The following is a 14208-nucleotide window of genomic DNA, read 5'->3' as shown; positions in this document are numbered from 1 at the left end:
GACGCCCAACCTTCTCCATGTTTCAAACATCGTCAAACTGGCGCAATTAAGTCTCAACACCAACGGAGATGACGCAATCAGGAGCAACGCCGACTAAGTAAAAAACGTGCAACATGCTCCACCCGGATCTCGCACAGAGTCGGGAATTATGCCGGTCGACATCGCATACTTTTCTCGTACATCTGACGCAAATCGCTGACATTCTTGATGGTTGTCGGCAACCACCAGGCATAAACTGTTGCCACTACCCTTCCGAATATCGACCATCTTAGCTGACGCAAAAATTGCAAATACAACGTAGTCAAACGGCTTGCTCCCTTCCTTGACGTAGTGGAGCCGCTCTTTCATTGCGGTCTGAGCATCTCTTGCTGTATATAGCGCCGCCTCATGTTTCGAATTGAATCGGCCTTCCCCTACAGTCTGCCCCAAGGCAACTTTGTCGAACCCCCAGCTCACATTACGAATAATTCTATCTCTATCACTGTTCGCGTAGCTGCGCCGCCTCCGACGAAGATACTCATCCAGCTTTTCTTTCGGAATCGATGAAGGAATTTGATCAGCAAAACTCTGAGCGCCTCGGTCCGTGTAAAATACATCGGAAGCGACGCATCTTGCTTTAGGCTTATTACTAATAATGCAGCAATAATCGTCCATCATGACTAGAGCAATGCCCCGCCGTTAATGGACTCCAATTCCGCCCTGAGGTTAACCAGATCGGCAGTTCACCCTAGCAGGTACTCAAGAGGTAAACCGCCTGGAAGCGAACGACATCTTGTTTCCAGGAAATCTCTAAATTCATCCTCTCGCAGAAATATATCCATATGAGCTACAACCTCAACCAGTAGATCAATCTTCTCATTTGCGAGAGTAACTGAACGAAATACCTGATCTACAGAAACATCCTTGTTAATAATTCCCAAAAATCGGCGAACTTCGTCGTCAGTAAGTTGGAGTCTGGCCGCCAAGCTTAAATAAATATCTTTGTACTCAGATGGTGAAAAAACATCACCATCAATACCGCCAATGTCGCCTGCCCCCCAAATCCCACGCCAATTTCCGCCATCTTCCGAGCGATCTGCTCTGCAATCTTCTCTCTCGAAATCACTGGCATTGAAACAGGCCGATTTTCATCATTGCGGACCTCAGCGGTCCCGCCGACTCCCTCATGGCTAGAGAACAGTATCAAGGGCTTCTGTCTGAAATCAAAACCCAAGCTTGGTAAGACTTCTCCAACCAGTTGCGGACCGCAGCGGGCCGGTTCAAGCTTGATGTCATCCCTGCCAAGGAAACCGAAGTCCTCCGCAATATCGCAGAAAACATCGAAGACACCGAGCACATACTCATCTGAGCTTCCGCCGTCCCTCGACAGCTCGCGGTCAAGTTCCGCGAAGCTAGCGCACTTCGCAAACGTGCAGCCGTAAGCTGTGAAGTCATTAAGATAATCGAAGGTTTCGTTGTCATCAAACACAAGGATCCGACATAACTTCTGCTGGTCAGTCGAATGAACGCTCTGAAGCATACCGGGCCTCCAATCCTGTCATAATTTCTTAACGAGTCGTCGCGGCAACACAAGCGTGAAGTGATGCCACGTTAGCTCGGCGTCGCGGCCCTTATCTAGCTCGGTTTGGAAGTGATCGAGGTCACAACCCATGTACTTCCGAGCCATCTCTTGCGCATAATGCAACCCGTAGCCGGAGCCCTCGATACCAAGCGCGACGACTCGTCTGCCTCGAGCTTGGTCGTTGAAGACTCGATGCTCTTCGTCTTCGTCGAGCCGCGGACCGATGTTCGAGATCCTTAAGCCGAGGTTGTTGGTAGACTTTTCTGAAATCAATATCGCAGTATTCGGCGCAGCGTACTTCTGAGCATTCTGTGACAGTGACAATAGAACCTCTTGCAGACACCATTCTTCGACATACGCCTCTAACTTGGGAAGACTGACGAACTCAGGAAGAAGTATGTTTCTATCTGTGAAAGCTTCGCTAGCCCCGTAGAAGGCGTGATTTATTACATCTCTGATATCGATCGAAGATCTTCCTGTCGCAACCCACCTATCAACTGCGGACCCCGCAAGGCCGAAACGCGGTTCGATTGTCGATGGATCATACGCGGTGTTTTCCAATGCATAGGTCATCCTGTCAACGCTCGCCGAGTATCTTCGATAATCGGTCATCACCGTGCGAACTTTTTGCAAGGTTCTTTGGTCAGGACCTCGTTCAAGCCTCTCGATAAGTTTGCTCAACTTTTCGTTGGAGGAAGCCAGACCCTTCGCCGACTTCTTCAACTCATGCGCAGAACGTAAGCGTAACTCAATATCCCATGTTTCTTTGCTATAGATACCTCCGATGGTATTCCCAGTAGCTTGACACACGAACTTTACCAAGGATTGCCAATTTTCCGCCTGAACCGGTCGATGTTGAAACTCGATTAATGCAATCGCGGCATGTCCTAAACCCTCAGCTATTCTCCAAAGAACCCTTGCAAGTAGCACTCGCTCCGGGTTGCGCCCACGAAGGGCGGAAAGGCGTGGCTCGGGTCCGAGAGCATCGTTGAGCCACCGAAAGTCGACACCTTCATCAGCGAACTGTGCTATTATTGCCGAAAGCGTGCGCTCGGCGTTGACTTTGGCGTCCAGAATATTCTCGATATCAGACCAACCCCTCTGAACGAATAGTTCGGGCCTTTCGCCCTTCTTGAAAGAGAAGATCGACAGCGATCTGGCGCAAAGCAGGTTCTGAAAAACAGCGGCAAGGTCACCCTTCCTATCACCAATCGTCCGGGTGCTCATCATTGTTCTGCTCAGTTCTCGAACGCCGCCAAAAATCTCTCGTTGCAAAACATGTGGCGCAAAGACGCTTATCACTCCCTCGATTTTCGATCGGACGGTCTCTCGAAAGGCATGAGGCATCACACTCACAAATTCAATGACACCCCAACTTAAGCCGGAAAAACGAATAGGTATCGCGCAAGCAGACCTCCCCCAATCTGAATCCTCATGTCCATTTGGAAAACATAAAACCTGATCTTCCGGGATTGCCGCACCACTTGCTTGCTCAAACAGTACGCAATACTGTTCTGCATTAAGAAAGCTGGCGCGCGCAACGATTGACCGCTTTGGGAACGGACCTTTCGAGATTCGAACTACTTCCTCAGCAATCAGTCGAGATCGGCCTGGGGGTATTGCGCTTCGAGAATATTGCGCATAGGCCTCCAAAGAAATCGCACCATGCTTGGGGGCGCTCCGGTAGATATTACATTCATCTGCATTGAATGGATAGGCCAAGTACCTCGCAAGCCGTCGACCGAAGTCAACCCCACCCTCACCGTCCGGGTCTGCGCTTGCGTGATACTGGAGCCAGTTTATTAACATGTTAATTGACTCGGCGATGAAGACGGACCAATTTGTAAATCCAGAAAGCGCTCTGGCGCGTGCCGTATCCTCAACCGGAAGAGCACCTGGCCCATGCTCGGATACCGAAATTTCCAGAGTATTCGCCTGGACGCTTACAACTCTCTTGCGAATATCGCTCACCCCTGAGAAGGATCGGAAGGCGAAGCAAGCGTTCCGCTTTTCGGTGCAAACAAGATACAATGAGGCTGCAAGCTTGCTATAAAAAGTTGGCGGCACTGACTCGTATTGCTTTGAGACCTCGTTCATCCTCGCGCTCTTCAGCACGCAAGAGCCAATCAAGCATTCACTTTCCAACTGAGATTGCGATATCTTTGGCCTTGCAAAAGCATTTCTAATTATCTCTTCAGTTGTGCAAAGCAGTCCACTATACTTGCCTCGCAGTTGAGATGTTGCATCGGCCAGTCGCTGAACTTCGTAAACAACAACACTCTGAAGGGACGCCAATCTTTCCGCTTCTCGATTACCCAGGTCTACAAGTGTAGGTCCAAACACATATATGAGCTCCTTGTCGGCGGCGGCCCGCAGCATCAATGGAAAGTTTGCACCCAGAATTCGCCAGGTGCGCGTCTTGTCCTTGTCCGAGAAAAGGTAAAGTAGTGCTATCGCATAGTGTGCTCTTGCTGCATAGTGATTCATCATCAGACGAAAGAGAAGGTGAGGAAAAGATGGGCTTTGCAGCGCGACTTTCACGAAGATGTTTTCAGAAAACTCCTTCCACTTCTCGATATCGGAACTGAAAAGCTCAAGAAATTCCGTATAGTCTGTGGTTTCACATGGAACTCTGAGGCCAAGATGATCTAAGTAATCCCGAATGATTTCCACGGAGTTTGATCGAAAAGTCGCGACTTGTATGCCGGCTTGATGTGCGCACGCACTTTGAATCTGTGAGAGCGCCACGTTACGCACTGGATGCGCGTCAAGTATTCCAGAATCAAGTACTACTGGCATCTCGCTTCGTTATACCCCCTAATTTCTTTTGGGTGATCGACAAGAAGGGGAAGTATCTTTTGGGGGGATCATCTGATCGCCATATAGCTCTAAGGCAATACCAACTTCGATGCGAGGCCCAAGGGGGCAAGCAGACAGCAAGCCAAAAGCCTTAGATAAAAGCTTGCGTTGATGGTACGTACGGAGGGTTGCAGGCATGGCACAAATTTTGATGCGTCACCCTAAGGTGGCATTCTTTCTGCAAACCACAAAGCAAGAAATGATCCGGGCGGTCTGAGTTGGAGAGCCTGTTCAACGATGGTTCGGTCGACTTGGCTAGTAATCCGTCTCCACATAGACGGCTGAGCAATCGTAGGCGACCGCCGCCGCCGTGGCGCCGTTGTTCATGTAGTTGCGCGGGCTCAGGAGTTGCGCAGCTGCGGGAATGTCGGTGTCGAGCAAGGCCTCGACCACCGCCCCGCTGACCTTCTCGACCACCCGGACGCCGATCTCGCTGCTGTTCGGAGCGGCGAGAAGCGTGAGGGTCAGAACGTTCGTCGTGCTCGCCACCGGAAAACTCGCCCCGAGATCGGCGAGTGTCGGTGCACCCGAGGCATCGTTCTGCACCAACTGCCAGTTCGTGGGTGCCGCGCTGGAAGCCGATGCCGATGCAGTTCACCATGGCCGACAACGTCAGGGTCGTGGCCAGCGCCGCCGTCGATCCGTAGAGGCCGAAGAACCCCATGCCGATCGCCTGCAAGGTCACGAGCGAAAGTCGGTTCACATAGGTGAAGCCGCCCAGCCCATCGTCATTGCCGTGCCAGCAGACCCAGCCGGCCGAGCGTTCCTCGGCCGCCGCGTCGGCGGTGGCGGCGCGGGTAACGCGCCAGCGGCGCATTGAGGTCGAAAGGTTGTTGGTGGCGAGTGTCGGCGTCGCGACCGTGCCGACGGCGGTGCGCGGCATGCCGTTGGTGTTGACGGTCGTGCCCGAGGACGGCGCCCAGGTCGCGATCCGGTTCATCCCGAAAAGCGGCTGCAGCGGGAAGAACCGTCCCGAGGGGCGCTGAACGTCGAGCCCCCCCCCCCCGGCGCGGTCGCGGGCATAGAGGACGATCTTGCCGGTCGGCGGCGGCGCGGGAACGGCGCTCATCGCCGGAAGCACGACGGGCTCGGGCATCTCGACCCGGCCGCTGCTGCAGTCGATGCGGATCGCCCCATCGAAGGCCAAACCGTCCGGGCTGACCTTGAAGCTGAAATCGTCGCTGCTGAGAAGTCCCATCAGCGCCCGGGCCGAAAAGCCGGTCTTGAAGGCGAAGGCAGCGTCGTTCCCGGCTGCGGCCTTGTTCACCGTCGCCTCGATCCCGGCGCCGGCGTTGTTCAGGAGCACCGCGGGCGTGTCGACCGAGAGCCGGTTGTAGCTGTCGGCCGTCCCGCCGCCGAGGCCCAGAAGCTGCGAGGTGAGGTTCGCCTGTGGCATGCCGACCTGCGTGACGGCATTGGCGAAGGTGACGGTCGGCGTGTTGACCACCGTCGTGCCGTTCGCGCCGGAGTTGCCGGGCCGATGTTGACGACCGTGTTCGACCCCGACGCACCGCCGGTGCCAAGGTTCACGGTCTTGGTGAGGCCGGTGGTCGTCGCCCCTATGCCCATGCCGTAGGTCGCCGTGCCGATGGTTGCGGACGCGCCCGAGACCGTCACGGTGCCGGAGGCCGTGAGCGTGCCCGAGAAGGTTTTGTTGCCGGTGAAGGTCTGGGTTCCCGCCAGGATCGCCATTTCCTACGAGGTGTTCGGCAGCGTGTAACTGCGGGTCGTGCCGGCGCTGATACCGGAGAGCGAGAAGACCGCCTTCTTTGTGGCGTCGGCCTCGTTGATCAGGCTGAAGACGGCATCCGAGATGTCGCTCGGCTCGCCTACGACCTCACAGGCAGTGCCGGTCCAGACGTGCAGCAGTTCCTCGTCCTCGACCCACGCCCGCCAGCCGGTCCGGGGCGGCAGACGCAGCCAGGCGCCGTCCGTCCAGAGCGCGACGTTCAGATCCCAGCCGGCCCAATCGCCCGTCGCGCCCGAGCCGACGATGTAGCGATCGCCATCGGTGGGGCTGCTGGGCGGCGCTGTCAGATCGCGGTCGAGCACGGAAAGCTGGATGAGCCCATCGAGGATCCGCAGCGCCTCGTTGTGGGTGACATGCTTCTGGGCCTGCGCCGCCAGGATGTAGGGCAGCAGCAGATGAGTCGTGGCGTCGGACATGGGATGGCCTTCAGAATAGTAGCGTGACGGTCTTGGGCGTGCCCCGCCCGACGAGGGCGGAGAGCTGGAAGATGCGGATGTCGAGCGTGTCGCCGGGACCGAGCGGTGCGCCCCAGTCGGCGGTCTGTTGCGCGGCGGTGTAGACCGCGCTGGTGGTGGCGGTGCTCAGCACCCGCTTCACGGTGGCGCCGTCGAGGATCTCGACCTCGTAGGCTTCCAGTTCCTCGGCCAGCGGCACCTCAAGCCCGCCTCCAGCTGTCGGCCGCGAGCGCGCGGGACCGACGCGTCCAGCGGATCGTCAGATCGCCGGGCGTACGCGGCGTGCGGCACGGCTGCGCGACATAGGTCTCGTCGCTGACCGAACAGCTCGCCGGGCCGATGCGCCAGTTCCAGGGGATGCCGAGATCGGCCTCGGCGATTGGCAGCGTGGCGAGGCTGTCGTCGAGCACCACGACGCGGGCGCCAACCGGCCCAGGGTTACCCATCGCGCCTTCCGTGCCGCGTTGGCCGCGCAGAAGCCGCGTCAGTCTATAGCGGCCGGGCGCCAGCAGCTCAGCCGCGCCCGCCTGGACGATCTCCCAGACGCCGGGCGCGCTCTCGATGGCCAGGGCGTTCGCTCCGCCGAATAGGGTCAGGTCCTCGACGCTCTCCAGCGTGCCGGTCAGCAGATCGACCACCAGCGCATTGCCGAGAGCGCGACGTGGGGCCCGCGTAGAAGTCCGAGACCAGAACTCCGAGCCGGGCGCGACTGCCGAACGTGGTCAGCAGCTCGAAGCCATCGGTCGAGGGACTGCGGAACACCGCCATCTCGCCCGGCCAAGGAACCGCGTGCGCGGCGGCCAGCGGCCGATGCGCGGGCTGGTCCTCGGTCAGTTGCGGCAGGTCCATCAGCACCGCTTCCGGCGCGCCGAAGACAACGGCGAGTGTCAGCGAGGCGGCGCGGGGATCGCCGGGCGGCAGATCGGAAGTCGCTCGGTCCTGGCGCACCGCCTCCATGCCGCGCGCCTCCGCGTCGGCGATGGAGACGAGCCGCAGATCGACCAGCCGCCCATCTTGCTCCAGCCGGATCGCGTCGGCCGGATCGAGCGCGAGCCGCGAGGGCGGCAGACGGAATGCCGCCGCCTCGCGACCCACCTACGCCTCCATCAGGGCACGGCGGCAGCGCCGCTCGGCTTCCTCTGGCGGCACCGCCATCGGAAAGCTCTCGGACGCGATCCGCGTCGTGTCCACCGTGATGCGTCGGTCCTCGACGAGGGCGGCGTCGTAGTCCTCGTCCGCTCGGGCGACTTGCCACTTCAGCGGCTGCGGCAGTTCCGTCTCCTGGCCCAGCGTAAGTTCCAGCACGTCGCCCTCGCGAGGGGCCACCAGATCGTCAGGCGCGATGCTCGCCACCGCCGCTCGCGCAAGCATGACGAAACGGATCACGCCGTCGGTCTCGACGGCGTCGCACCCGAAATGCCGCGCCAGCGTGGTGATCGAGGTGCGCGGGCTTTCCAGCGCCGTGATGGCATAGCCCTCGACCGCGCCCCAGAGGCCGGTGACGTCGATCCGATCCTCCGGCAGCCCGGCGCGCAGACAGAGGTGCCGGACGAGCGCGGCTAGAGACACTGACCCGAGCCATCCGGTCAGCCAGTGGCCGAGCCGCCAGTTGGGGCCATCGGTCCAGACGGCGGTCAGCGCCGGAAAGAATGGGTACGGCCGCGCGTCCCAGGTCCAGGCGGCTCATTCGGGCACATGCACCATGCGGCCGCCGTAGACCGAGGACACCGGGTTGTTCGCGGCCTCGCCCCAGAAGAGGTAGGTCGCTTCGACATAGGCGCGCTGAATAGCGTCGTCCCGCCAGCCCCGCGAGAAATGCGGCGTGAAGCTCTCGGACGACTTCGGGTCGAAGAAGACGTTCGGCTGGTTGGTGCCGCGGTCGATGGCGGGACAGCCGAGCTCGGTGAACCAGATCGGCTTGGATTGCGGCGCCCACGCCGTCGGCGTGCCGCTCTCCACCCCGCCCGGGCGGTTGTAGTGCGCGTTCGACCACTAGGCGCGCAAATCCTTGTAGCGAAAGACCCACGGCTTGGCCGCCGCGCCATCCGTGATCGAGGTCCGCACCTGCGCGCTCCGATCGGCCGCGCTGGCATAGAACCAGTTGAAGCCTTCGCCGCCCGCGATGTTGGTTTGCAGATAGGCGCGGTCGTAGATCGCGCGCCAGCCCTCGGCCGCGTCCGCATGCTCGAACCCGTCGCGCCAGTCGGAGAGCTGCATGTAGTTGTCGATCCCGACGAAATCGATCTCCGGATCGGCCCAGAGCGGATCGAGGTGGAAGAACACGTCGTCCGAGCCGTCGCCCGGCTGGTGCCCGAAATACTCCGACCAGTCTGCGGCATAGCCGATCCTGGTCCCGGCCCCGAGGATAGAGCGCACATCCGCGAGAAGATCCCGATAGGCCTGCACCGCCGGATAGGTGGACGCGCCCGAGCGGATGGTCGTCAGGACGGGCATTTCGGTGCCGATCAGGAACGCATCGACCCCGCCTGCTGCCGCGCAGAGATGGGCGTAGTGCAGCACTATGCGCCGCAGGCCCCAGTCGCCGGGCGTGCCGATCCAGCTGACGCTCTCGCCCGAGACACTGAAGTTCGCAGGTGTCGCCGCCCCGAACAGCGCCGCCACCTGCGCGGCGGCCGTGGCGGTCTTGTCCACGGTTCCGGCGAACCCCGCTGCAGGCGAACAGGTAATCCGGCCGCGCCAGGGGAACGCGGGCTGGCCGGTCTCTGCGGCGTTGTCGGAATACTGGTTCGGCAGCGTGTTGCCGGGCGGCACGTCCATCAGGATGAACGGGTAGAAGGTGACGCGCAGCCCGCGCGCCTTCATCTCCTGGATCGCCCGTACCACGGCGAAGTCGGAGGGCGTGCCGCCATAGACCGGGCGGTCCTGGTCGTCGCGGCTGACGAGGAATGCATCGCCGCGGCTGACACCATTGACCGACCAGCTGGCGGGTGAGGTCGACTTAACCGAGACCTCGACGCCCGGCCGCACCTTGCAGGACCCCGCGCGCAGGTCGTCGCCGACCCAGGCGACGACGAGGCTGACGCTCTCGATCGCAGGCGCCATCGCCTGCAGCCGGTCCAGCGCCTCCACCATGTCGGTGGAGGCGGCCAGCGCGTTCATGTTCTCGGGCACTGTCGCGCCACCATCAGTCTTGCGGATCGCCTGCGTCGCGTAGGTGAACTCGCCCGAGGACTGGATCGAGCAGTTCAGTGGCCTTCTCAATGTCAAACCACCCGCCGATCCTCCAAGGTCGACGACAGACATCGGCCAGCGCATCCACGAAACGATCCACCCACAGATCAGAGGTCAAGCCGCGGCAAGCGCTGACCGATATGCCGTCGTCGCCGAGGCGGCTATCTGGCCGGGATCGCACGACGCCGCAGCGATCGTCAGGCTCCAGGCGGAGCGAAGCAAGTCGGGGATGACGCCGACAGCCGACGAGCTGGCCGCCGCCCTGAACGATGACATCGAGACGCTCGAAATTGACGTCTTCTCGCCGCGCCTCAGGCACTTCTTCAACGTGGAACTCGCCGAGGCGCTGGCCAGCCCTCGGAAGGCTCTCGACTGGCACGTGGGTACCGGCTGCAGCGGCTGCGAATACCTTGGCTACGTGTGGAGCGCGACCACCCCTGAGCATCCTGACCACTGCATGCCGATGGCGAAGGCGCAGGGACACCTTAGTTCCATCGCCTTCCTTCCTCGTGGCGCTCGGCGCGCGCTCGGCGACCGCAACATCAATACCACCGTATCGCTGGCACCTTTGCAGGCCGACGACGTGGCCTTTGATTGCCATCCCAAGCTGCGCGCAACGCGGACGGTCGTCTCGGGCCGCGCGCAGTCGTTGGCGACCGGCAGCAGCGACATCCCCGCCGGTTCGGGCACGTCGGCCGTCATTCCGAACAGGGCGGATCTTAATCTCTATCTTTCGGCCGACTTCGACGTCGGCAGCGGCCTGACCCTAGCCTTCGGCGTCGGCGGTCACTCGTTCGCCAGCGGACAGCGGGAAAAGATCCAGGCGCAGGTCTTCGTGAACGACACCCGAAGCGTCCAGAGCGAGACCCGTGAGCTGATGAGCTTTCTCGCCTATGTTGAAAGGGCGCTCTCAGATGCCACGAAGGCCAAGGCGGATGCGACGGTTCAGATTTACATCTGGGACAGCGTCACCTACGAGCACATGCTGCGTGTAATCGGCCGCAACCTTCAGCACGTCTTGGCTGACGGCAGTCTGAAAAAGCTGGCATGGCTGTTCCCACCGGAGGAGATCATCGAGAACGCGAAGCTTCGCTCGGTGAATGCGCCAATCACGATCGTCCGCAACGCGGTGCAGGCACTCGTGGCGGCACCCATCCCCCATTACTACTCGCTGCTCGGACTGGCACGGACTTATGCGCCGCCACCGAAACCGGGCTCGAGGCCGTTCGAGTTCCGCGTGCCGGTGATCTTTGAGGATCCGCTGTCTGATCAGGTCCCGTCGGAGCGGCCGCACGAGATCTGGACCCGCATGGGCCAGCCCCGTCCATGGAGCCAGCAGGTCACGCAGCTGCGTTCGACGGTGACGATGAAGCTGCACGCGCTTCATTCCATCATGTGGCGCCTGCGCCTCGACCTCCAGGGCCAGCTGCGTAGCCGCGCGCCCAAAATCACGGAGATCAAGCCGCCGTCATCGCTTCAGAGGGTGAGTGCCGACGGGCAGATCTGGTACGCCTTCGCTCGACTCAACGCGCAGGTCGTCAGCCTGGAGCACGGCATTTCCTTGGCCATGCCCATCCACGAGCGGGAGGCGAAGTATCTCGCCGCGCGGCTGGAGGTGGAGCTGACGGGAGCCGATCTGGCAGCCGCCGCATCGACGCTCGGCATCACGCCGCGCCCCGGGGTGCGGATCTACACGCTCGCCGAGGGATCCCGCGAAGCCAAGTTCGAGGAGGGCGACTTCCTCTGCTCGCTCTCTCCCGCTTCCGTACCGGATTTCTATTCGCGCCGGATTGGCGAGTTCACCGGCGACATACCGCTCGCCTCCGACCTGCCGGTCTGGATCAGGGAATTTGGCTCGCCGGGAACCCTGACGGCGACGCAGCTGCTCGCCATCGATCGCGACGCTCGTCTCATCGCAATATACTTCAAGCCCGAGGTCGACGCCTATTTGAGACGGATCGAATCCACGCTTGACCTGCGCCGCGACGTCGTCCTCGATCGCCGGGTCCAGGACTTCCTGACGGGACGGCTCGAGACAGCGCTCAGAGCCATCGGTAACCCGCCCCTGGCGATGAGCGCCGGCACGCCGACGGCCAACGTCATCGGGAAAGCGGCTCCCAAGACCGCAACCGCCCATGTCCCCGTGGCGGACGTGCTCTGGGATACAAAAAAAGATAGCGCTCAATCCCACGGGCAGGAATGCCGCCGGAACACGGGCGACGCTGGAGTCCCTCGGCACCGAGCTCAACGATAGCCAGTGGGACGCATGGCGGGAAGCGATGGAGAAGCGCCTCGCCCTCATCTGGGGACCTCCCGGAACGGGGAAGTCGCAGACGCTGCGCGCCATTCTGCTCGGGCTGCTGCTGGAAGCTCACGCCGCCGGCAAGACGATCCGAATCCTCGTGACGAGTAATACCTACGACGCGACCGACAACGTCGTGCTGCGCACCTTCCGTCAGATCGTGGCGCTAGGAGAGGCGGAGACAGGCAAGGTGCAGCTGGCGCGTCTGCGTTCCGGTTCGAAGGAGGACGCTCCGAGCCTTCCGGCGGGCGTCAATCTCCTCAACGACAAGGATGCGCCCGGCATCCGCGAGCTGCACGATCTGCTGACCGCCGGGACGACGTCCGCGATCGTGTCGGCGCCGCCGCAGCAGGTGGCCAAGTTCGCCGGCCTAAAGGGCAACGTCGCCCAGCCGCTCTTCGACGTGGTTCTCATCGACGAAGCATCCCAGATGGACATGGCCAACGCCGTGCTCACCCTTGCCCCGCTGGCCGAAGGTGGCTCTACGATCGTCGTCGGCGATCCCAAGCAACTGCCGCCCATCCAAGCGGTGCAGGCGCCGCTCGGCCTCGAGAAGCTCCTTGGTTCCGTCTACGACTTTGTGGCGGACCATAGGCGAGTGACCTCGAAGGACCTGCTGGAGAACTACCGTTCGAACAGCACGATCGTCGGCTTCGGGCGCTTCGCCGGCTATCCGGCCGGTCTTACAGCCCGCTACCCGGATCTGCGTATGCGGCTGGAGACGCCGTTCCCTGCGGCGGCGCCGGCGAACTGGCCCGGAAATCTCGCGTTCGGCACCGAGTTCGCCCGGCTGCCGGAGCCCAGCCAGCCCATTTCGGCCTTCATCTATCCGGAAGGACGAAGCAGCCGGTGGAACGACTTCGAGGCCCAAACAGTGGCGGCGCTCCTCTCGACGCTTCGGGGTCACCTAGGCGCCGGTCTTGATGGAGACCCGCAGGCGAGCGGCGCAGGGCTGCATACTGCGATCAGCTTCTGGACTGACGCCGTTGGCGTGGTGACGCCGCACCGCGCCCACAAGGCGCTGGTAGTGTCCAAGCTGCAGGCCCTATTCGAGCCGCTCGGTGACGATGGCAGGCTCATCCGCAACGCGGTGAATACTGTGGAACGCTTCCAGGGCCAGCAGCGTGACGTGATCATCGCTAGTTACGCCTTGGGCGATCCTGATGCGATCGCCGACGAGGACGAATTTCTTCTGTCGCTCAATCGCTTCAACGTCATGGCCTCACGACCGCGTGCCAAGCTCGTAGTGTTGGCGAGCCAAGAGGTAATCAATCATCTACCCGGCGATTTGGAGGTAATGCGCGATTCGCGGCTTCTGAAGTACTTTGCCGAGACATTCCTCGATGATCGCACCGACTGCGAAATCCTGTTCATGGATGGACATTCTGTTGGCCGGAAAAGCGGCTCGTTCAGAGTTCGCAACTAGATGATAGGCAGACAACAACCCGAAACATATGACCAATCCGAACGAACGGCGGACTCCGAGATCAACCGATTCAATTCTCAACAACAGGAGACATTAACTATAGAGGTCGTCCATCTGGAGAGGGTACAGCGGCAACTTTGTGCCATTTTGCTCCCTCGAGTTCGACTGGGCCAGTTTCCGTAAGATCCGGTAGCGTGGCCGCTCTCCCGGAACACTACGAACGGCAGCTTTGGGCTGAACCGCTTCGATTTGAGGCGGGTCCTATGTCTTGGAAAATGTTCGATATATGCTCCATCACACCGGACGCCACTGTTGTCGAAGTGCTTAGCCTATCAACGCCAGAAGACCTTTAGTTTCAGCGCCTTGCAAGAAATTCACCAAATTGGCGCAGTCATGAGGTCGAGAGAATATCGGCCATGAGAGACCGCTTCCCGGCCTCCTGGCGACAGGGTCGGTGCTCAGCCCCTGCCGCATAACCCTCGAAAACAACGGAAAAATCCGGCCGCAGCCGGATCGGGAGAACGCTTTCTCGGGGGCAAGTGGCGGAGACGAAGGGATTCGAACCCTCGAGACGGTTTCCCGCCTGCACCCTTAGCAGGGGTGTGCCTTCGACCACTCGGCCACGTCTCCGCCGGCGGGTCTATCAGCCGACGGACCAGAGGA

At 60.8% G+C, this 14208-nt stretch carries 5 protein-coding genes, 1 tRNA gene and 2 pseudogenes; 2 read left to right on the top strand and 6 right to left on the bottom strand.

Annotated elements, in window-relative coordinates:
- Nucleotides 1–93: 93 nt before the first annotated feature.
- The 5 genes and pseudogenes from GY170_RS05865 to GY170_RS05845 form a co-directional block, all read right to left on the bottom strand.
- Entirely contained in the window at nucleotides 94–657 is a 564-nt protein-coding gene (locus GY170_RS05865) for an RES family NAD+ phosphorylase (protein WP_163890857.1), read from the bottom strand.
- Between the two features lie 310 nt (nucleotides 658–967).
- Nucleotides 968–1519 (bottom strand): hypothetical protein, encoded by a 552-nt coding sequence (locus GY170_RS05860; RefSeq protein ID WP_163890855.1) that lies wholly within the window; start codon nucleotides 1517–1519, stop codon nucleotides 968–970.
- Nucleotides 1520–1537: 18 nt separating this feature from the next.
- Nucleotides 1538–4234 (bottom strand): ATP-binding protein, encoded by a 2697-nt coding sequence (locus GY170_RS05855; protein WP_163890853.1) that lies wholly within the window; start codon nucleotides 4232–4234, stop codon nucleotides 1538–1540.
- A 441-nt stretch (nucleotides 4235–4675) separates the two neighbouring features.
- Nucleotides 4676–6586, bottom strand: a pseudogene (locus tag GY170_RS05850) (DUF2793 domain-containing protein).
- Between the two features lie 10 nt (nucleotides 6587–6596).
- Nucleotides 6597–9823: pseudogene (locus GY170_RS05845) on the bottom strand (baseplate multidomain protein megatron); the annotation flags it as partial.
- On the opposite strand from GY170_RS05845, the gene GY170_RS05840 reads away from it, so the two are divergent.
- Together GY170_RS05840 and GY170_RS05835 are read left to right on the top strand one after the other, a co-directional pair.
- Entirely contained in the window at nucleotides 9801–12071 is a 2271-nt protein-coding gene (locus tag GY170_RS05840) for a hypothetical protein (RefSeq protein WP_167803294.1), read from the top strand. The pseudogene GY170_RS05845 and the gene GY170_RS05840 sit on opposite strands and share 23 nt — an antisense overlap.
- Entirely contained in the window at nucleotides 11953–13545 is a 1593-nt protein-coding gene (locus tag GY170_RS05835; protein WP_268895038.1) for a DEAD/DEAH box helicase, read from the top strand. Before GY170_RS05840 ends, GY170_RS05835 begins: the two co-directional genes overlap by 119 nt.
- A gap of 540 nt (nucleotides 13546–14085) precedes the next feature.
- Here the strand turns inward: GY170_RS05835 and GY170_RS05830 are convergent.
- Nucleotides 14086–14175, bottom strand: a tRNA-Ser gene (locus GY170_RS05830).
- Nucleotides 14176–14208 lie beyond the last annotated feature (33 nt).

This window comes from Pseudoroseicyclus tamaricis, from assembly GCF_012070395.1.
Lineage (GTDB): Bacteria > Pseudomonadota > Alphaproteobacteria > Rhodobacterales > Rhodobacteraceae > Pseudoroseicyclus_A > Pseudoroseicyclus_A tamaricis.
This window is presented reverse-complemented; position numbering and strand designations above follow the sequence as displayed.

Coding starts and splice junctions, on each gene's coding strand:
- GY170_RS05860 (WP_163890855.1), bottom strand. CDS start 1,519: ATGCTTCAGAGCGTTCATTCGACTGACCAGCAGAAGTTATGTCGGATC.
- GY170_RS05865 (WP_163890857.1), bottom strand. CDS start 657: ATGATGGACGATTATTGCTGCATTATTAGTAATAAGCCTAAAGCAAGA.
- GY170_RS05835 (WP_268895038.1), top strand. CDS start 11,953: ATGTCCCCGTGGCGGACGTGCTCTGGGATACAAAAAAAGATAGCGCTC.